Raw genomic sequence first — 20,120 nt, forward strand, 5'->3', positions numbered from 1 at the left:
GAAGGGCAGATGGACCCTACGGATGGAGGTCCGAACATGTCGAGTGGCGCCAAGATCGGTCTCTTGCTGGCTCTGGTGATCGTCGGTGTGGTCGGGGCGTACTTCGCCTTCGGCCCAGGGTCGGATGGTTCACCCCCGCTTCAGGCCAATGCCTCGCACTCGGAGAGCGATCCGCTCTCGCTCGAGGCGCCGCGCGGCGAACCGATGCGCCCGGTTGACCCATTGGTGCGCAGGCCCGATTCGCCCCCGGCTGGTGATGGCGGCGGTCCGCTCACCGAGTCAGTTCGTGACCGCTTGAATGCGACAGATCAGAAGCCGCCATTCGTCATCATCAATCGTCTGGCCGGCGCTTCATCCGGCGAGGACGTGCTGCCGGTTGAGCCGCCATCAAGAGGGGGAGCGGGAGGCGGCGCGCCTGGCACATTGATCGGCACCGACCTGCCGCCCATTCCACCCGATGACGAACTTCCGCCGCGTCACGCCGACGGCGGCAAGGACGGGTGGACGCCGCCACCGGCGGAAGATGAGAGCCATGACTCACCGCCGGCTGATTCCACCGAGCCAGCGTCGCCGCCCCGGAACGATCCGACGCCCGTCGCACCGCCGGCGCGGACGCCGACGGACTACGTGGTTCAGGCGGGGGACAACTTCTGGTCGATCGCGGAGATGTGGTTCGGCGACGGCTCCCGGCATCACCTGATCGCCGCCGCCAACCCCGGCGTTGATTCATCCAAGCTGCGCATCGGACAGACGCTGAAACTGCCGCCCAAGGACGCCGCGGCAGCGCCGCAGCCCCCGACTCCGACCACTCCGCCCCCCGCCCAGCCGGGAACGTACACGGTTCAGCCGGGCGACACGCTGGTCTCCATTGCGCGGCGGCTGCTGAAGGACGAGTCGAAGTGGAAGCAGCTTTACGACGCCAATCATCGCGTGATCGGTGCGAACCCCGACAACCTCAAGGTCGGCATGGTGCTGACCATCCCGCGGTGACCGTGCCTCGCGTCCGGTTGACCCGATATCGTCATCACGGCGCATGAAGCGCCGCAGTCGCCGCGCGGCAGTTGTCGCGCAGATGATTGAGATTGAGCCCGCCCACCACCATCGAGTGGACGGCGGGATTTCCGAGCACGAAGGGAATCGCCCGGTCGGGCGTCAGCATGCCCGACGCCAGCCCTTTCTTGACCACAACGCCCACGCCGCGCGAAGCCGCCTCGGCGATGACCGACTCGTGCGAGCGATCGTTGACGTGATACGTGACCATGATGGCGTCCGCCCAGGCGATCGCCAGCCGGGCGCCGTCAACGGTCTTTCCGGAGAAGCCGATGGCCCGGATCACGCCGCGATCCTTGAGCGCGCGCAGAGCGTCCACCGCGCCGGAGTGCTCAATGATCTCCCGGTCGCGTCCGTCGGAGTGGATGAACACCAGGTCGAGCACGTCCGCGCGGAGTCGGAAGCGGCTGCGCTCAACACTTGCCTCGATGGCGCCGCGGGAGAAGTCGTAGCGCGAGCCGGTTTCGGGCGAGAACTCCTCGCCTGCCTTGGTGGACAGGACGAACTCGTCACGCCGCCTCGACAGGAACCGGCCGATGCGCTCCTCGCTCAGCCCGTAGGCGGGGGCGGTGTCGATCAGGTTGACGCCCAGGTCGAGCACGCCGTGCAGCAGGCGCTCCGCGGCGGCGTCATCGGGCAGGTCGTAGGACGCGGCGTATTTCGTCCCGACGTTGCGGCCGATCTTGAACGCGCCGAACCCGATGGGGGAAACGCTCAGACCCGAGTTGCCGAGGTGGCGGCGATCCATCGTGGAGCAGTCTCCCAAGGGGGCGGGGCGACGGGGGGGCGGGGCCAGTCGATCATCTCGGGCGAGGGGGCGGCCTCGCCGCGCGGTCGATCGAGCGCCTCGGCGATTCGCTCCGCCACGCGCGGAGCCAATGCCAGTTTCGTGGGCCACGCAGTGATGAACGGGCCTTCACGTCGCACGAACACGTCATCCGGCCGCACGCCCGACCCCGTGGCGGCCTCGGCCCGGTCCACACGGTAGGTCGCCCACTCGACATCCGGACCGGGATCGAATCCGCCGAGCGCCTCGTGGCTCTCCCGGCAGGCGTGCGCGATGAGGGTTGCCTCGTCCATCGTGACGCCGTCCTCCGCGATCTGGCCGCCCACCTGCCAGATGACGCGCCCGACGGAGTCGGACGCGCTCGTGATCGTCACGCGCGTGCGCCGACCATCCACGCAGTGGCCGTTGAGGATGGGGAGCCGTTCGCCTCGCGCCATCACCATGTGCAGCGGGCGGCGCTGCATCATTTGCACCGGAAGATCGACCAGACGGCGCAGATCGGCGTTGCCAGCCCCGGCGGCGAAGATGCAGGCGGGGGCATGGATCGAGGCCGAACGTGAACCGTCTTGCACAAGAACGTCGACGCCGTAGAACTTCGGAACAATGCCGATCCCACCGTCGGGGACGGGACCGATGACCCGCGCGTGATTCCGCGCCAGCAGGTCGCCCATCAGCGACACCGGGTCGATCACCTGCTCATCCAGCCGCGCCACCGTGCCGGGCACGTCGCGCAGAACGGGTGGACGCTCCTGCGGTGCGACTTCGACCGGCCTGATGCGCAGCCCCACCTTCGCCCCGATCATGCCCAGCCGCGATGAAACCGATTCGGTGTTCCACAAGTGGCAGAACTGGCTGCGGACGGTGGTGCCCGTCAATCGCGGCTCGCGCTGACCCGCCAGGCATTCGCGCCAGATGAGCGGCATGTCGCGGATAGCCCGCGCCGACTCGCTGAACAGGCCCGCCAGCGAGTACTTCAGCCCGCCGTGGATGATGCCCTGCGAGGCCACGGTCTGCCCGGCGCCGAGGGCTTCGCGCTCGATGAGCAGCGCCGCATAGCCCCGGCGGGTCAGCTCATCCAGCGTCCACAGCCCGGCGACCCCTCCGCCGAGGATGACGGCATCGAGTTGAATCGTCCCATGCGTCAGCACGTCACAGGCCGCCTCGGTCGAACGTGTCGAGTCGCCGCGTCGCGGGTCGTTGGGTTGAACAATGTGGAATGCGTGTGTGCCATTGACCGGCCCCCGCTTTTCGCGCCAGGCGCTGTGAGTGTCGGAGATCAAGGATAGGGTTCGGGATCGACGCTGGCCGGGCCGGAGCGAGGACGGGATCATGCGGGACATCGAGGGCTTGTCCTCAGCCACGATTCCTCTCTCTCACCACCCCCTGATCGCCAGCGTCAGGAAGATCACGAACGCCGCAACGTGAACGAACCAGATCGCCGCGGCCAGGCAGACCTGTCGGCCGCGGGAGAGCGCCAGGAAGCGGTGACGTTTCCACGCCAGCGCGATGGCGAAGAGCCCGCTGGACCAGCCGAACAGGTCCAGCCCGGCGAGGAGCGGATCGACATAGTTGTTGAAGAGCAGCTGCCCGCCCAGGGGGATGAGCACAAAGCACGCCGCGATGCCGGAGAAGAACCCAGGGGCCAGGGCGACGAGCAGCCAGCCCAGCCGCAGGTTCACCACGCCCACGGTGAGGGTGAGTTGCTGCCGGCACTCCGGGCAGACAGGTCGCGTCAGGGCCCGCACGTTGTAGCCGCACGAGGGACAGCATGCGTCGTGGTCGCTCAGGAAGTCGAGCAGCAGCGTCTGGGCTCGAGTGAGCGCCGGCGGCGGGTTCGACTGGACGGGGTCGGCCATGCAGGTGGTTCGGCGGAACGGCGCGGGGGAGGACGCGGAGTGGCGGGATGGTGTCGGGGCGTGGTGTGACGCTCCGCGTCGTGCGGCTCACTCCTACGGTCGGCCAGACGGGTCGGTTCGCTGGAGACGATGTGAAGGCGTCACGGCCGCGCAGCCGTCAGCCGACAGTCAGCACGGTATACTCTGGCCACCGGCCCATCACACCATGTTCCGCAACATCGATCAGATCCTGCGCCGATTCAGTTCGTACCCGTGGTACGAGGTGTTGGTGGAGATCGTGCTGATCGCCGCGTGCATGTATCTGGCGCTGCGTTTCCTTCGCGGTACGCGCGGGGCGGGGGTGGTGAAAGGCGTGGCCTTCATTCTGATCATCCTCACGCTGGGCATCCGCGTGCTGGGCGGGGTGACGGACGCCTTCACACGGCTGAACTTCCTGTACGGCAAGTTCATGGGCCTGGTGGCGATCATGCTGATCGTGGTCTTCCAACCGGAGCTGCGCCGCGCCCTGGTGCGGCTGGGCGAGGCGCCGCTGCTGCGTCGCTCGCACCGCGCGGTGCAGCCGGTGGTCGAGGCGGTGGCGGAGGCGGCGGCGTTTCTGAGCAAGAGCCAGTTCGGCGCGCTGATCGCCATCGCGCGCCAGGGCACGCTTGAGCCGTACGCGGCGACCGGGGTGGCGCTCAACGCCAACGTGAGCAGCCAGCTGCTTCAGTCAATCTTCTGGCCTAACAATCCGCTGCACGATCTGGGAGTGGTGATCCAGGGGGGGCGCGTGCTCGCGGCGGGGGTGCAGTTTCCCCTGATCGAGGAGGGCGCGGTCCCTCCGGACCTCGGCTCGCGACACCGGGCGGGTCTGGGTCTGTCGGCCGAAACCGATTGTCTCGTGGTCATCGTGAGCGAGGAGACGGGCCGCATCAGCATCGCCGAGGGAGGTCGTCTGGAGCGCGACATCCCCCGCGATGGGCTGAAGGACGTACTGCTGCGGCGGCTGCATGCCGGCGTAACGGCGCCCGCGGCCAGCGGGCATGCACCGGAGGACGGCCTCGTGGACGCCGCCGACACCCCCGACTCGGCGCGAGGCGATGCGGTCACCCGGCGCTCGGAGGCCGCCTGACATGGACGCACGTGAACATGTCTGGACGCTGATTCTCGCCCTGTTGCTGGGGTCGTTGGTGTGGCTCTGGGCCGAGGGCGAGAATCGCGCCAAGCAGCCGATGGTGGTGGACGTGGAGTTCGTCGTGCCCTCGGGGCGTGATCGTTTCCTGGTGCGGGCCGTCTCGCCCTTGGACGGCGGCGTGCTGGTCCACTCGATCAGCGTGCGCCTGGAGCTGGAAGGCCCCAACCTGGGGCTGTCGCGCGTCATCAGCCGCGTCGCGGGCACCACGCTGCGCGTGCCGGTGGAGGATCCGGGCGGCAATCGCCAGCGCGTCATCCGGCTGGACCGGGCCATCGAGGAGCTGCCCACCCTTCGGGAGTTTGGCGTCACCGTGGCCTCGGTGGATCCGCTGGAGGTCGCGGTGGAGATCGACGAGATCATCCGCCGCACGGTGCGGATCGGGACCAGCGTGCCGGGCGTCGAGTTCGACCAGATTCAGGTGACGCCCGATCGACTGGACATCGCCCTGCCGCAGGACGAGTGGGACTGGCTCCTGCGCGACGTGGGGGACCAGTTCATCATGCTCGATCTTCCGCCCTCGCGTCTGCGCGACCTGGCGCCGGGCGAGATGGTCACGCTGCGCGACATTCCGCTGCGGATGGATGATCGGCTGGTGCGGCGCGGCTCGCTGAACGTGGATCTGCCTCGCGTCACCGCGGAGCTGCGCATCGCCCGGCGTCAGGTGGAGCGGGCCTTCCCGGTGCCGATCAAGCTGAACCTGCCCATCCGAGACATCGGGCGATACAACGTCACGGTGCTCGACCTGGACGCCGGTGACCTGCTGCAGAATGTGCTGATCACCGGCGATGACACGCGCATCCGCCAGTTGGAGAATCGCGAGATCGCCGTGTTCGCGGTCATCAACCTCACCAGTGAAGACCTGGAGCGGGGCATCACGTCCAAGCGCATCGAGTGGTGGCTGCCGCCGGGGCTGACCGCGCGAATGGCCGACGAGGCGGCGCCGGTCGTGTCGCTGCAGATCTCCCCGCGCGGACCGGAGCAACCGTGACGGCGACGGGAGGCCGTGCAGGTCAGTCCCGGATCATGACGGCCGCCCAGGTCTTCTTGCCGCGTCGGAAGAGCGCCACGCCGCCAGGCAGGACGTGGTCCGGCAGCAGGGTCGAAGCCGGGTCGGACACGGGTCGCCCGCTGACGGTGACGGCGGCCTTCTGGATGAACTCTCGGGCTTCGCGCTTGGACGCCGCCGCGCCCGACGCCACCAGCAGATCCACGACCGGCGCGCCGATCACCTGATCGCGCGGCATGGCGACGTGTGGGATCTCCTGGCAGATCATGCGCAGCGACGCCGCGTCCAGTTCGCGCACCTCGCCGGAGAAGAGCGCCCGGCTGGCGGCTTCGATGCGCGCCGTCTCCGCCGTCCCATGCACCAGCGTGGTCATGTGCCGCGCCAGGGCGCGCTGAGCCGGGCGATCCTGCGGGTTCTGCTGCTGCTGCGCCGCCAGCGATTCGACCTCGTCGCGGGGCATCAGCGTGTACCACATGATCCACTGGACCGCGTCGGCGTCGGGCAGGTTGATCCAGAACTGGTAGAAGGCGTACGGGGTGGTTCGGTCGCGCGTGCCATCCGACATGAAGATCGCCGTCCCCTCGGACTTGCTCATCTTCTTCCCGTCCGAGCGCGTGACGAGCGGCACGGTGACGCCGAAGGCGCGCCCCTTGTCCGGGGCCCCGGCGTGCTCGCGGCGGATCAGATCCATGCCCGAGACGATGTTGCCGTACTGGTCTGCGCCGCCCACCTGCACGGTGCAGCCCAGGGTGCGGAAGAGATGCAGGAAGTCGTACGCCTGCAGCAGCATGTAGGAGAACTCGGTGTAGGAGATGCCGTGATCGCGCTGCTCCAGCCGCTTCCTGACGCTGTCGCGCTGAATCATCTCGTTGACCGAGAAGTGCTTGCCCACGTCGCGCAGCACGTCAAGAAAGCCGAGGGTTGTCAGCCAGTCGGCGTTGTTGACGATGATGGCCCCGTTGGGGCGCTTGCGGTCGAAGTCGAGGAACTTCTCCAGGATGCGCCGCTGCGAGGCGACGTTCGCCTCCACCTGCTCGCGCGACATGAGCGTGCGCTCGCTTTCGCGTCCGGACGGGTCGCCGATCAGCCCCGTGCCGCCGCCCATCAGCACGATGGGCTTGTGTCCGCACTGCTGCCAGTGCATCAGGGCCTTGGCGGGGATGAAGTTGCCGATGGTGAGGGAGTCGGAGGTGGGGTCGAACCCGGCGTAGGCGACGCGCATCACCCCGCCCTGCGAGGGCGATCGCAGATGCTCCTCCAGCCCCTCGCCTGCTGTCTGATGAAGCTGGCCCCGCCAGCGCAGTTCCTCGAGAAACGAAGTCATGTGGCGCTCCCGTGTCCGCCGGGGTGACGGTCCCGCCGTCGCCTGGCGATCGACCCCAAGGGTAGGGTGGCCTCGGTCCGGGTCGACCGCCGCGCGGACTGCGCGGCGCATCGCCCCTATCGTCTTTCAGACACGACTTCCCGCATCATTCCTGTCCGCATCGAGAGGTGACTCATGGCCTTCACGCTTCCCGCCCTGCCGTACCCCTCCAACGCCCTCGAGCCGCACATCGACGCCCGCACGATGGAGATCCATCACGGCAAGCACCACAACGCGTACGTGACGAATCTGAACAACGCCATCGCGGGTCAGGCCGCGCTGGAGTCGAAAACCATTGAGCAGCTCTGCGCCGACCTGAACGCCGTGCCGGAGTCCATTCGCGCCGCGGTGCGCAACAACGGCGGGGGGCACTACAACCACTCGCTGTTCTGGACCATCATGAGCAGTCCCGCGTCAGGCGGAGGCGGCAAGCCCTCGGGCGATCTGGCGCACGCCATCGACAAGCACTTCGGCTCGTTCGACGCCTTCAAGGAGCAGTTCGCCAAGGCGGCGACGACGCGATTCGGCTCCGGCTGGGCATGGCTGGGCGTCAAGACCGACGGCTCGCTGTGCGTGTGCTCCACGGCCAACCAGGACAACCCGCTGATGAAGGGCGTGGTGGACTGCCTCTGCACGCCGATCCTGGGTCTGGACGTGTGGGAGCACGCCTACTACCTCAACTACCAGAACCGCCGCCCGGACTACATCGCCGCGTGGTGGAACGTGGTGAACTGGTCCGCGGTGGCCAAGCGGTACGAGGCCGCGCGACGTCAGCCCGTGGGCGTGTGATCGCTGAGGGCTGGGTGACTGCTTGTCGCCGGGTGACGGTGGCGACCGGCTGTCATGGCGATTGGTCGATGCTGACGGCTGACAGCCGACGGCTCTTCCCCCTACCCTTCGCCCATGTGCGGCATCGGCGGTATCGTGCGCACCGATGGTCAGCCCATTCCCGAGGAATGGCTGGACGCGATCGATGCGCGCATCGCCTACCGCGGGCCGGACGGGGCGGGCCGTTTCCGCGACCGCGTCGAGTTCACCGATGAGAAGGGCGAGAAGCGGGTCATCGAGGTCGCCCTGATCCACCGGCGGCTGTCGATCATCGACCACACTTCCGGGGGGCAGCCGATGGTCAGCGAGCGCGGCCGCACCGAGGCCGAAGGGCTGGTGGCCGTGGTCTTCAATGGCTGCATCTACAACCATCGCGAACTGCGGCGGGAACTGGAGGCGAGGGGCCGCCGCTTCGTCACCGATCACTCGGACACGGAGGTGCTGATTCATGGGTGGCGGGAGTGGGGTGAAGCACTGCCCGATCATCTCGAAGGGATGTACGCGTATGCGGTGTGGGATCGGACTTCCGCGCAACTGTTTCTTGCTCGCGATCAATTAGGCGAGAAGCCGCTTTTCTACCGTGCGTGGTTGGAGGAACCGCATCTGCCGCAAAGCCCGCCGCGCGGGATGGCGTTTTCCAGCGATTGCTGGGCCTTGATCGCCATTCCATTCACAGAGGAAACGCCCGATTCAGCCACGCTTGTGCATTGGGCTGTTCGATATGCCGCATTCGGATATTCGGGTCGGATGTCGCAACCGTACGAGGGTGATGGAACCATCTGGGAGATTGATCCCGGCCAAGCAATCAAGAGCGATGGAGCGAAGACGTTCCATCGAATCGCGCGTGACTCGCTCTCGAATCCAGACCCCGCACCCCCAAACCCTCTCCCAGAGGGAGAGGGGAGTCTTGAATCCCTTCTCGAACGCGCCGTCGCCCGCCGCCTCGAAGCCGATGTCCCCCTCGGCTGCTTCCTTTCAGGCGGCGTCGATTCATCGCTCATCGCGCACTTCGCCAAGAAGCACAAGCCGGACCTGATGACGTTCACCGTGCGCATGCCCGACCCGCGGTATGACGAGTCGGCGCACGCGGAAGCGGTCGCCCGGCATCTCGGGACGAATCACCGCACGCTGGATGTGGCGATGAAGCCCGCGGAAGATCTCGTCCACCTCATCGACCTCCTCGGCCAGCCCTTCGGCGACTCCTCCATTCTGCCCGCGTACTGGGTGAGCAAGGCCGCGCGGCAGCACGTGAAGGTCGCCCTCTCCGGCGACGGGGGCGATGAACTGTTCCTTGGCTACGAGCGATACATGGCCGCGCCGTTCCTCGCGAGGCACTGGCGGTGGCTGCGGCTGCTGCCGGTTGGTTTCCTGCACGGCGCCCATCCGAAGTCGCGCTGGAACAAACTGGCGCGGCTGGCGGACATGGCCCGCGACTACCCGAGCATTGGCCTGACGGCGATGGAATCCATCTTCACGCAGCGGCAGTTGCGCGAGCTGATCGACCTCCCCTCTCCCTCCGGGAGAGGGGCCGGGGGTGAGGTCGTTTCCGAAAGAGACTGGTCCGTTCCGCACCAACCGCTCCCTGATGGTCGCGGCTCACTTCCAGCGGGTCGCGGCTCACTTTCAGCCATCGAAGCACTTCGCCATTTCGACCTCAACCACTACCTGCCCGGCGACCTGCTCCGCAAGACCGACACCGCCTCCATGGCGGTCGCCCTCGAAGTCCGCTGCCCTTTCCTCGACCGCGACCTGGCCCGCGCGGTGCTGGCCATGCCCATCCAGCAGCTCATCCCCGGCGGCGAGCGCAAGGGGCTGCTCAAGCAGATCGCCCGCAAACACCTGCCGCGCGAGGTGGTGGACCGGCCCAAGATGGGATTCGCCATCCCCATCGGCGAGTGGTTCCGCGATGACGACCTGCCCCACCGCGGCGCGGGGATGAAGACGCTGCTGCTCGACCACCTCAACTCGACGGAGCCCTTCGGCCCAATTCAACTCAACCCCAGAGCCGTGCGGCGACTCATCGACGAGCACATGACGGGTGGATTCCGGGGGCGTGACCACTCGCACCGCTTGTTCACGCTTCTCACGTTGTCGATCTGGGCGCGGGGGGTGGGCCGCGCTGCGACGCGCGGCTGAGGGCTGCTCAGTTCCCCGCCGAATCGCTCGGGCACGGCAGGTCGCCCTCGCCCAGCAACCGGAAGTTCTTGCGCCGGAGAATCTGCCCCGCCAGCACGTGGTCATCCACCGCGATGGCGATGGTCGGTCGTCCGTTTGGGCGCAGCATGAGCGGGTAGACGAAACGAATGTTCAGCTCGGCTCCCAGCAGGTACAGGCACAGCGACGTGAGCGTGTGGCCCTCTGAAAGCTCGAGAACCAGCAGATCGACCTCAGAAAACGCCAGCCGGTGGGCGCGGAGCAGGCGACGGGCGGCCTCGGCGTTGTTGGGGATCATCCGCACCACGGCGTGGTCGGAGGCCTCCACCACGCTGAACCCGCACAACTGCACATCCGGCGCTTCATCGAACAACTGAACAACGTCCAGCAGCCGCCCCGGTTTGTTCTCGAGGAAGACGCTGAACTGCCTGACGCTGGGGGCGTCATACCCCTGCATCGTGTGTCCGGGTACTGCCTGGCTCATGGATCGGCCCAATCGGCCCACAAGGGGGCGCCCGCGGCGGCATCCGCGACCTTGCACCCCGCTCTCATGGTATCCGTCAGATGCCTCAGGCCGCAAGAGGAAACCGCCCAGTTTGACGGCGACGCAGGTTATCAGGACACAGCGGGGCACAGCCCGCGAGCCGCCCCGTGGGCGATGAGGGCGTCGATCGCCTGCCGACCACGGTCACCCATGTCACGGGTCATCTCGTTCACGTACATCCGCACAAAGGCGTCGTTGTCGGCGTCAGAGATGCCCCTCCCGAACCGCGACGCGTGTTTCAACGCGGCAGTCCGGTGCGACAGTCCGTACTCGATGGATGCGGACAGGTGTCTTTCAATGGCGTCGATCGTCCCCGGTCCCCATTGGTCATCCAGGTCACGACGGATGACGTTCAGGCCGAGCGGCAGGGGCAGTCCCGTCTCGCCCTCCCACCACGCGCCGAGGTCGAGCACCAGGTGCAGACCGGCGCGTTCAAAGGTCAACTGGCCTTCGTGAATCACGATGGCCGCGTCGAACTCGCCGGCAAGCGTGCGGTCGATCGTCTGCTCAAACGGAACGGGCGTGAGCCGCTCGGGGCCGACGTCAAGCGCCAGCATGGTGACGAGGGCGGCGGTGGTGCGCGAACCGGGCGAGGCGATGCGCACGCCCGACCTGGCCAGCGCCTCGGCGCCGATGGGTCGCCGGGCGACCAGTCGCGGACCGTAGCCGATGCCGAATGATGCGCCGCAGCAGGTGACGCGGTATCGCCCGGCCACGGAAGGGTACGCCCCCGCACTGATGCCGGTGATCTCCAGGTCGCCGACTCGCTCGGCGCGATCATTGAGGGTCTGCACGTCGGCGACGACCGGTTGGAAGCGGTAGGGGGGCGTCGGCAGTCGAGCCGATTCCCCTGGCGAGGCGATGGCCCACCACATGAAGGCGTCATCGGGATCGGGGCTGTAGCCGAGTCGGAGCGCGTGAAGCCCATCAGTCGAGGCGGTCATGCGCGATGGTAGGAGCCGCCTGACGCGGCACGGCGTTCCGCATCGCGCGGGTCGGCGGTGCGGCCGTCCATCGTACAGCGGCGCAGGTCGTGGCGCGGTCAGTGACGCAGGCGTCTGGCCTGCATGGGTTCACAGGTCAGACCCTCATCGTGCGCGAACAGCGGTCGTCCATTGCGTGCGGCCGCGATTGGAGAGACGCACGAAACTGATGCTCACCGCGTCACCGGGTCTGACGCCCTCAAGCAACTCCCCCAGCTCACCTGCGCTGGCGGGGAACTGGCCATTGACCGCCACCAGGAAGTCTCCCGTCGCCATGTCAATGGTTGCCGCCGGGCTCCCCGGCTCGACCTCGCGCACGCGCAGAGCGCGGGCTCCGCGCAGTCCCGCCGCGGCGAGCTGCTCCGCCGTCAGTTCCTCCAGCCGCACGCCCAGCCGGGCCCGCGCCAGGGCCAATCCGTCAGGCAGGGGTCGTTCGCGCAGTTCGAGGGTCGTCATCAGCGTTCGCCCGTCGCGATGGAGTCGCATTTCCACCTTGTCGCCCGGCCTGTGACCGAGGAGCGCGATGTGATAATCCACGAGTCCCCTGGCTGGAGTGTCCTCAACCCGCGCGATCACGTCGCCCGGCCGAACTCCCGCGTCGGCGGCGGGTGAACCGGGGGCGACGCGCTCGACGACCACGCCTCCTCCGACTTCGCCGACCCCTTCGCGCAGCGACAGCCCCGTCTCGACGCGGTAGCGGCGTTCGATCGAGAGCATCTCAGGCAGGCGCTTCTTGAGTTGATCAACGGGAATGGCGAACCCGATGTTCTGGGCGTCGCCTCGGATCGCCGTGTTGACGCCGATCAGTTCTCCCAGAACGTTGAGCAGCGGACCGCCCGAGTTCCCGGGGTTGATGCTGGCGTCGGTCTGAATAAGCCCGGCGAACCGCAGGCGATCGTTGATTTCGATGGTGCGGTCCAGCGCGCTGACCACGCCGGCCGTGACCGTGTGCTGGTATCCCAGCGGGTTGCCGATGGCGATGACGGTTTCGCCGACCATCAGGTCGTCGCTGCGACCGAGCGGCAGCGTCTTGAGCGGGCTGGTCGCGGCGATCTTGAGAATCGCCAGATCGTGCTCGGTATCGAGCGCGACCACTTCGGCCTCATGCTCCTCGCCGTCGCCGAACACCACCTTGCGCTCCGCCGTGCGAGCCACCACGTGGGCGTTGGTGACGATGTAGCCCGAGGGATGGAGCACGAACCCGCTGCCCATGCTGGTCTGGCGAACCGTTCGGCGCGGACCGATGGGCAGTTCGAAGAAATCATCGAAGAGCCGGTCGAAGTCTCCCAGACCACGCCGCTCGACGAACTGCGTCGCGGCGATGTTCACCACCGCGTCCCGGCACTGCTCGAAGACATCCACCACCGGGGTGCGCCGGGCCTCGCGCCGGGCCTCATCGGCGACCGGCTGGGCCAGACAGGGGATGGCCGCCACGACAGCCAGGCACACGGCGGGAGCAAACGAACGCAACAGTTTCCTTGACATGGGTTTAGGCACCTTCACAATCCATGCTTCCAACCCCCCGCTGAAGACGCCCCACGGAGGGCACGCCGTCACAGAATGAGACGCCTGGCGAGGATGGATTCTTCCGGCGTCGCGCAGGGTGTCGAATAACGCCGCCTCGCCTACCGTTATGCTCTTGACGGCTTCTGAACCAGCACTTTCCCCCGAAAGGACCAACACCATGACACGCTCTCTCCTTCGCTCCGGACTTTTCGCCTGTCTCGCGGCCTGCGCCCTCGGGCTTTCCGCCTGCTCCTCCGGCGACAAAGCCACCAACGAGACCGCCAGCATGGGTGTGATCAACTCGCACTGCCCCATGATGGCCGAGCACGAGGTGGACACGGCCGTGACGCCGGCGGAGTACAAGGGTCACAAGATCGGCTTCTGCTGCTCCGGCTGCCTGAACGGCTGGAACAAGATGACCACGGAGCAGAAGGACGCCTTCGTCTCCAAGTCTCTGTCCAAGGCGAACATGGGCGCGGTGGGCGGCGCCTCCTCCAAGTCGGGCTGCTCCGGCGGCTCGTGCAGCGAGTCGGCGGGCTCGTGCAGCGGCGAGAGCAAAAGCCAGGCCTCGCCCGGCGCGGTGGGGGGTTCCTGCTGCTCTTCCGGCAAGTGAGGTAACGAAACCAATCCTTGGGTGAACAAGGGTCGGCGTGAGGTGATGGCCTTGCCCCCTCTCGCTCGACCTCCCAAGGTCGAGCACCCTCGATCGCACCCGTCGGCTTCGGCCGGCGGGTGCATTTTTATTCCGCGGACCGCCGGCTATCGACTCTCGATCAGTGCGGAACGGGCGCGGACCGGAATGCGCGGCGGCCGCGTCGGCGTCGCCAGGGCCTCACGATCAGCGCGGCAGCCCACCCAATGCTCCGGCTCCACCTCCAGCAGCACGCCGCCAGAAGCGTTCCGGGCCGGGCTGTCGCCGACCGCGTTCCGCGCCGTCGCCGGCCACCACGGCACGCCGCGCACGTCGCGCACCCCGACGTCGTGGAACTCCTCGGGACGCGAGGTGATTTCGTCCACCGTCGTCAGTCGGTTCCGGCGGCGACCCACCACCGGAATCGACTGAAGCAGCCCCCGTGTGTAGGGATGCAGCGGACGATCGAAGATCACGGCGGTGCGGGCATACTCCACCACGCGACCGGCGTACATGACGCATACCACATCGGCGTGCTGAGCGACTACGCCCAGGTCGTGCGTGATGAGAATCAATCCCATGCTGCGCGATCGCTGCAGCGACTCCAGCAGGTCGAGCACCTGCTGCTGGATGGTCACATCCAACGCGGTGGTGGGCTCGTCCGCCAGCAGCAACCTGGGTCTGCAGGCGAGGGCCATGGCGATCATCACCCGCTGGCGCATGCCGCCGGAGAACTCATGCGGATAGGCGATCAGGCGCGAGACCGGGTCGGGGATGCCAACTTCGCGCAGCGCTTCCACGGCGATCGCCCGTGCCTCGGCGAGCCGTCGCGTGCGATGAAGCCGCGCCGCTTCGATGATCTGCTCGCCGATCGTCATGACCGGGTTGAGCGAGGTCATCGGCTCCTGAAAGATCATGGCGATTTCGCGCCCGCGGACGCGGCGCAGGTCGGCGGGCGGCAGCCGCGACAGATCCCGTCCGTCGAAGATGATCCGGCCTCGCTCCATGTGACCGGGCGGCGGGATCAGCCCCAGCACGCTCAAGGCGGTCATGCTCTTGCCGCAACCGGATTCGCCCACGATCGCCAGGGTCTGTCCGGCGTAGACCGAGAGCGACGCCCCATCGACCGCCGCAACTCCCTCGAAAGTCACCGCCAGGTCTTCGACTTCCAGCAATGGTTCAGGGGCATCGGGCATCAGCGACATGGCGCAGGACGGTAGCGCGGGAGGTGAAGGCCGGGGAGATGGGAAACAGTGGTTTTGAGTGATGAGGCGTGAGTACCGGCCTTCGGTCGCCGGTGCCGGCGGCCGATCGGTGTCAACGGCCCGTTTGGCGTCATCCGTCGTCCCCGCCTCTTGCCCCTTCACCCGCCGGGCAGGTACCCTGCACGTCATGAAACACTCCGGCCTCATCACCTTCCTGATGATCAGCGGCCTGGTCCTGGGCGCGCTCTTCGGCCAGTACGTGCTTTTCAACCCGGATGACCTGATCCCGACGAACCACTGGACGAAGGAAGTCGGTACGCTCATCCTGATCCGACCGCTGATGATGCTCATCGTCCCACTGGTCTTCGTGAGCGTCACGCTGGCCATGACCACCATCGGCGACCCGGCCAAGCTCGGCCTGCTGGGCGGCTCGACTCTGCTGTTCTACATCGTCACGATGGTCTGCGCCGCCACGCTGGGTGCGATCATCGTCACCACGTTCCGCCCGGGCGATCTGCCCCCGGAGACGCGGGCCGCCATGACCGCCCGCGCCGAGGCGGACTATACCGCCAGCGACGTGGTGGCCAACGTGGAGCAGGCCAGGAAGGAATCCAAGACCAGCATGGGCGGCGCGTGGATGAACCTGTTCCAGCAGTTGATCCCCACCAACGTGGTCAAGGACATGGCCGAGGGGCGCACGCTCGGCGTCATCGCCTTCGCGATTCTCTTCGGGCTGGCGCTGGCGGTGGGAGGCGAGCCGTGCCGACCCGCGGTGGCGGTGCTGGAGGCGGCCTTCAACGCCATTCTGCGCATGATCTCGTGGGTCATGTGGGCGGCGCCCGTCGGTGTGTTCCTGCTGGTGGCGGCGTCCGTCGGTCGCGTCGGCCTGGGGGCGCTCTCCGGACCCCTCATGTGGTTCATGCTCATCGTCATCGGCGGGGTGGCGACGTTCGGCGTGGTGGTGCTGCCCGCGGTGCTGCTGATCTTCGGACGCACCAACCCCGGCCGCTTCGCGTGGCAGATGCGGGGCGCGCTGCTCACGGCGTTCGGCACCGCGTCCAGCTCGGCCACCATGCCCATCACCATGGAGAACTGCGTCACGGAGGGCGGCTGCTCCAGGCGCGCCACCAACTTCGTGGTGCCGCTGGGGGCGACCGTCAACATGAACGGCACCGCGCTCTTCGAGGCCGTGGCGGTCATCTTTCTCTGTCAACTGTACGGCATCGACCTGACGTTCGGGGAAGTGCTGATCGTGGTGATGACCGCCGCGCTGGCGGCGATCGGGGCGGCGGGCATCCCCGCCGCCGGGCTGGTGACGATGGTCATCGTCATCGGTGCGGTCAACAAGGCGCTGGTGGCGCGGGGTCAGCCCACGCTGCCGGAGTCGGCCATCGGCGTCATCATCGGCGTGGATCGGATTCTCGACATGTGCCGCACCACGCTCAACGTGTGGGGCGACATGGTGGGCGCCAAGATCATGACGCGACTGGCGCCGGACGACGTGGAAGAGCGCGAGAAGGCGCTCTCGTAATGCGCCAGCCGGGCTGAGGACCACGCCCCACCATCACGCCGTTTTTTCGGCGGGAAATCGGGCCCGCGAGCGCGGTGCGCCCCTACGCTGGAAATCATGTCGAAGAATAATCTGCTGACCGTCCTGATCCTCGCGGGTCTGGTGCTGGGCGTGCTCGTGGGGCAGTTCGTGCTCTACAATCCGATTCCCGACCAGCGCATCGACGACGCCCACTGGACCAAGCAGATGGGCGACCTGGTGCTGATCCGGCCGCTCACGCTGATGATCATTCCCCTGATCCTGGTCAGCGTGGTCTCGGGCGTGACGCGCATCGGTGATCCGTCGAAACTGGGCGTGGTGGGCGGCGCCACCGTCACGTACTACCTGGCCACGATGTTCGCGGCGGTCATCCTGGGGGCGATCCTCGTCACCACGATCAGACCCGGCGCCGGACTGCCGCCCGACACCGTGGCGGCGCTCAAGGCCGAGGGGGTCGAGCGCTACGCCGGCAGCGAAACGGTGCGCGCCGCCGCCGAAACCGCTCAGTCCACCACGCTGGGAGAGGCGTGGCTCAACATTCTGCGCCAGATGGTGCCCTCGAACATCGTCGAGGAGATGGCCAACACCCGCGCCCTGGGCGTCATTGTCTTCGCCATCCTCATCGGGCTGGCCATCGCCGCGGGAGGTGAACGCACCCGGCAGGCGGCGGCGTTCTTCGACGCCATGTTCGAGGCCATGATGCTGCTCGTCCGCTGGATCATCTGGCTCACGCCGATCGGCGTCTTCATGCTCGCGGCGTGGACCGTGGGCAAGATCGGGCTGGGCGAACTGCTGGCGCCGCTGGGCAGGTACATGCTGGTGGTGCTGGTGGGTCTGGCGATCCACGGCTTCATCACCCTGCCGGCCGTGCTGTACGTGTTCACGCGGGTCAACCCCTACCGCTTCATGTGGCGGATGAGGCGGGCGCTGATGACCGCCTTCGGCACCGACTCCAGCTCGGCCACGCTTCCCGTCACGATCGACAACGCCGAGCGCGAGGGCGAATGCTCCAGACGTGCTTCCAACTTCGTGCTGCCGCTTGGCGCCACGGTCAACATGGACGGCACCGCGCTCTACGAAGCCGTGGCGGTCGTCTTTCTGTTCCAGCTCTACGGCGTGACGCTCAGTCTCGATGAACTGGTGATCGTCGTCATCACCGCCACGCTGGCGGCGATCGGGGCGGCGGGCATCCCCTCCGCCGGGCTGGTGACGATGGTCATCGTCATCGCGGCGGTGAACGGCAGTCTCGCCGCCACCGGCGGCGCCAGCGCCCCGCAACTGCCTATCGCGGCGATCGGCATCATCCTCGGCGTCGATCGCATCCTCGACATGTGCCGCACCACCATCAACGTGTGGGGCGACGCCGTGGGTGCGAAGATCATCACGCGGCTGGCGCCCGATGAAGCCGATGACCGCGGGAAGGCAATGGCGTGACCACGATCGAGCGATTCTCAACCCACGGCCGCGGCGACATCGCAGCCGTACGATGCTGCTCATGCCGCAGAATCAACCGGACATCCCGTCGCCGGGCGACGCCGCGGAATCGAGTTTCGTTTCCCGCGCGGGCGTGAAGCTCGCTCATGCCCTGAACATCTTCGGGCTCGACCCGCGGGGCCTGCGGTGCGCGGACCTTGGCTGCAACGTCGGCGGGTTCACGGATTGTCTGCTGCAGCGCGGGGCCGCGAGCGTCCACGCCGTGGACACCGGGTACGGCGTCCTCGACTGGCGGCTGCGCAACAATCCGCGCGTGACCGTGATGGAGCGGACCAACGCCCTGCACCTCGTCGAGAAACTGCCGGGCGCGACCTTCGACCTGATCGTGATCGACCTGGGGTGGACGGCGCAACGGCTGGCCATTCCCGCCGCGCTCCGAGTGCTGCGGCCGGGCGGCGCCATCGTCTCGCTGGTCAAGCCGCACTACGAAGTCTCGGCGGAGGTGAAGGCATCGCTGCCGCGCGGCGGAGCCCTGTCCGACGCGGCGGCCAGACAGGCGTTGGATCGCGTCATCGCCGCCATGCCGGGACTGGGGTTCGAGGTGGCGGGGGTCACCGAATCACCCATCCGCGGCGGCAAGAGCTCGCGCCAAGGCGCGGGCAACGTGGAGTACCTCATGTGGGGACGCCCGTTGGCGCCGCAGGAGCCGGGACACGCCGTCGCGGTCCACGTGGCGTTGTGACCGAACCATCAGCCGGTGATGCCCAGGGGCGCAACGTTGTATCGCGGGAAGACCGCTGCAAGGTCCAGTCCGGGATTGTTCCGCGCAAGTATCGGCGCCAGCACGTCGCGGTAGTTGATGCCCACCGGAATGTCGCCAGGTCCGATGAGCTGGGCCTGATCGACGTTTCGCCAGCGCGACACGACCTGCCCGCCGCGGATGCCCGGGCCGATGGTGAACATCACGCTCGCCAGCCCGTGATCGGTGCCCAGCGAAGAGTTCTCGGCGACGCGGCGACCGAACTCGGTCATCACGACCACCGTCACGCGGCGCGACTCGGGGCCAAGATCCGTCAGAAAAGCGTCGATACCCTGGGCCAGGGTGCGCATGAGCCCGCCGATGAGCGCGTTCTGCCCGAAGTGCGTATCCCAGCCGTCCAGATCGATGGTGCTGGCGACGAGCCCCACGTCGGCGCGGATGATGCGGGCCAGCTCGCGCAGCCCCCGCCCGAATGATCCGTCCGGGTAGGCGGCCCGATTCCGTGGTCCGGGGTCATCGGCCCTCAGGGCGCGGAGGCGGCGGATGGCCTCGATCGTGTCGCGAGCCGCCTGCCCAAGGGGGCCGCTCTCCGCCGCGTACAGCCGCGCGAGCTCCTCGGTGAAGGTTCGTTCGACAGGTTCATCGCCCAACGAGAAGTCACGCACGGTCTGGATGACCGCTCCGCCCGGCGCGCCGCGGAGCGACTCGGGCAGCGTGGTGCCGATCGACACCGCGCACAGCGCCCCCGCGCCGCCCGGCCGGGCGCGCAGGTAGCGCGCCAGCCAGCCGCCTCCCGTGTTGCCGGCATGCTCCATGAAGTCCTGGGCCTCGAAGTGCGATCGCGTCGCGTCCTCCGACCCCACCCCATGCACGATGGCCAGCTCGCCACGTTCGTACCACGGCATGAGCGGCTTGAGATCAGCGTGCAGCGAGAAGACATCGTCCAGCGCCATGGCGTCGCGCGGCGACACGCCAATCGTCGGGCGGGCGCGGTGGTAGCCGTCATCGTTCACCGGCGGTACGAGCGTCAGCCCGTCCGCCCCGCCGCGCAGAAAGACGACGACCAGCACCTGATCCTCGGGCGTCTGCGGGTCGAGATAGTCGTGTCGGATTCGCATGGCTTCTTCTGAGCTGAAACGCGGGGGGAAGACCAGAGTCAACACAGAGCAACACGAGAGAGACACAAGAGAAGAGAAGCACGGAGGGCTACGGAGGGAAGGTCAACTCAACACAGAGGTGAATGTGAGCAACGCGAGAAAAGGGAATCGTCGTTTGGACGTACCATGCCTG

Annotated in this window: 18 protein-coding genes; 9 read left to right on the forward strand and 9 right to left on the reverse strand. The window is 67.5% G+C overall.

What is annotated here, in order from left to right:
- Positions 1 to 36 precede the first annotated feature (36 nt).
- A complete protein-coding gene (locus HRU76_10520; protein ID QOJ17993.1) occupies positions 37 to 990 on the forward strand; it encodes a LysM peptidoglycan-binding domain-containing protein in 954 nt (317 codons plus the stop codon).
- A gap of 34 nt (positions 991 to 1,024) precedes the next feature.
- Here the strand turns inward: HRU76_10520 and HRU76_10525 are convergent, their stop codons facing one another.
- The 3 genes from HRU76_10525 to HRU76_10535 all read right to left on the reverse strand — a co-directional run bounded on the left by HRU76_10525 (position 1,025) and on the right by HRU76_10535 (position 3,693).
- The gene (locus tag HRU76_10525) at positions 1,025 to 1,798 is read right to left on the reverse strand and encodes an aldo/keto reductase (protein QOJ17994.1); all 774 of its coding nucleotides are present in this window, start codon (positions 1,796 to 1,798) and stop codon (positions 1,025 to 1,027) included.
- Positions 1,765 to 2,985 (reverse strand): FAD-dependent oxidoreductase, encoded by a 1,221-nt coding sequence (locus HRU76_10530; protein QOJ17995.1) that lies wholly within the window; start codon positions 2,983 to 2,985, stop codon positions 1,765 to 1,767. The genes HRU76_10525 and HRU76_10530 overlap by 34 nt, the downstream gene beginning before the upstream one ends.
- A 225-nt stretch (positions 2,986 to 3,210) precedes the next feature.
- Positions 3,211 to 3,693 carry a hypothetical protein gene (locus HRU76_10535; protein ID QOJ17996.1) on the reverse strand — a complete coding sequence of 161 codons (483 nt, stop codon included), beginning with the start codon at positions 3,691 to 3,693 and terminating at the stop codon, positions 3,211 to 3,213.
- A 205-nt stretch (positions 3,694 to 3,898) separates the two neighbouring features.
- On the opposite strand from HRU76_10535, the gene HRU76_10540 reads away from it, so the two are divergent.
- A complete protein-coding gene (locus tag HRU76_10540) occupies positions 3,899 to 4,804 on the forward strand; it encodes a diadenylate cyclase (protein QOJ17997.1) in 906 nt (301 codons plus the stop codon).
- A gap of 1 nt (position 4,805) precedes the next feature.
- Positions 4,806 to 5,855, forward strand: coding sequence for a hypothetical protein (locus HRU76_10545; protein ID QOJ17998.1), 1,050 nt, complete (start codon positions 4,806 to 4,808; stop codon positions 5,853 to 5,855).
- Between the two features lie 22 nt (positions 5,856 to 5,877).
- On the opposite strand, the gene HRU76_10550 is transcribed toward HRU76_10545, so the two are convergent.
- Positions 5,878 to 7,197 carry a tyrosine--tRNA ligase gene (locus HRU76_10550; protein QOJ17999.1) on the reverse strand — a complete coding sequence of 440 codons (1,320 nt, stop codon included), beginning with the start codon at positions 7,195 to 7,197 and terminating at the stop codon, positions 5,878 to 5,880.
- A 174-nt stretch (positions 7,198 to 7,371) separates the two neighbouring features.
- Between HRU76_10550 and HRU76_10555 the strand changes: the two genes are divergently transcribed.
- Positions 7,372 to 8,025 carry a superoxide dismutase gene (locus HRU76_10555; GenBank protein ID QOJ18000.1) on the forward strand — a complete coding sequence of 218 codons (654 nt, stop codon included), beginning with the start codon at positions 7,372 to 7,374 and terminating at the stop codon, positions 8,023 to 8,025.
- A 114-nt stretch (positions 8,026 to 8,139) separates the two neighbouring features.
- A complete protein-coding gene (gene asnB / locus HRU76_10560; protein QOJ18001.1) occupies positions 8,140 to 10,200 on the forward strand; it encodes an asparagine synthase (glutamine-hydrolyzing) in 2,061 nt (686 codons plus the stop codon).
- A 7-nt stretch (positions 10,201 to 10,207) separates the two neighbouring features.
- Here the strand turns inward: asnB and HRU76_10565 are convergent, their stop codons facing one another.
- The 3 genes from HRU76_10565 to HRU76_10575 form a co-directional block, all read right to left on the reverse strand.
- Positions 10,208 to 10,702, reverse strand: coding sequence for an acetolactate synthase (locus tag HRU76_10565; GenBank protein ID QOJ18002.1), 495 nt, complete (start codon positions 10,700 to 10,702; stop codon positions 10,208 to 10,210).
- A gap of 131 nt (positions 10,703 to 10,833) precedes the next feature.
- Positions 10,834 to 11,706: an ABC transporter substrate-binding protein gene (locus HRU76_10570; GenBank protein ID QOJ18003.1), complete on the reverse strand. Its 873-nt coding sequence runs from the start codon at positions 11,704 to 11,706 to the stop codon at positions 10,834 to 10,836.
- 144 nt (positions 11,707 to 11,850) lie between these two features.
- Positions 11,851 to 13,230, reverse strand: a complete 1,380-nt coding sequence (locus HRU76_10575) for a trypsin-like peptidase domain-containing protein (GenBank protein ID QOJ18004.1) — start codon at positions 13,228 to 13,230, stop codon at positions 11,851 to 11,853.
- A 199-nt stretch (positions 13,231 to 13,429) separates the two neighbouring features.
- Here HRU76_10575 and HRU76_10580 point away from each other — a divergent pair, with 199 nt between their 5' ends.
- The gene (locus HRU76_10580) at positions 13,430 to 13,864 is read left to right on the forward strand and encodes a hypothetical protein (GenBank protein QOJ18005.1); all 435 of its coding nucleotides are present in this window, start codon (positions 13,430 to 13,432) and stop codon (positions 13,862 to 13,864) included.
- Positions 13,865 to 14,010: 146 nt separating this feature from the next.
- Here the strand turns inward: HRU76_10580 and HRU76_10585 are convergent, their stop codons facing one another.
- On the reverse strand, positions 14,011 to 15,078 hold the full coding sequence (locus tag HRU76_10585; protein QOJ19168.1) for an ABC transporter ATP-binding protein: 1,068 nt from the start codon (positions 15,076 to 15,078) through the stop codon (positions 14,011 to 14,013).
- A gap of 196 nt (positions 15,079 to 15,274) precedes the next feature.
- On the opposite strand from HRU76_10585, the gene HRU76_10590 reads away from it, so the two are divergent.
- The 3 genes from HRU76_10590 (at position 15,275) to HRU76_10600 (ending at position 18,812) form a co-directional block, all read left to right on the forward strand.
- Positions 15,275 to 16,618 carry a dicarboxylate/amino acid:cation symporter gene (locus tag HRU76_10590; GenBank protein QOJ18006.1) on the forward strand — a complete coding sequence of 448 codons (1,344 nt, stop codon included), beginning with the start codon at positions 15,275 to 15,277 and terminating at the stop codon, positions 16,616 to 16,618.
- Between the two features lie 96 nt (positions 16,619 to 16,714).
- A complete protein-coding gene (locus tag HRU76_10595) occupies positions 16,715 to 18,070 on the forward strand; it encodes a dicarboxylate/amino acid:cation symporter (GenBank protein ID QOJ18007.1) in 1,356 nt (451 codons plus the stop codon).
- Positions 18,071 to 18,131: 61 nt separating this feature from the next.
- Entirely contained in the window at positions 18,132 to 18,812 is a 681-nt protein-coding gene (locus HRU76_10600; protein QOJ18008.1) for a methyltransferase domain-containing protein, read from the forward strand.
- Between the two features lie 8 nt (positions 18,813 to 18,820).
- Here HRU76_10600 and HRU76_10605 read toward each other — a convergent pair whose 3' ends face one another.
- Complete coding sequence (locus tag HRU76_10605) at positions 18,821 to 19,948, reverse strand: DUF1501 domain-containing protein (GenBank protein QOJ18009.1); 1,128 nt, start codon at positions 19,946 to 19,948, stop codon at positions 18,821 to 18,823.
- Positions 19,949 to 20,120: the final 172 nt, after the last annotated feature.

The sequence above is a fragment of the Phycisphaeraceae bacterium genome (assembly GCA_015709595.1).
Lineage (GTDB): Bacteria > Planctomycetota > Phycisphaerae > Phycisphaerales > SM1A02 > CAADGA01.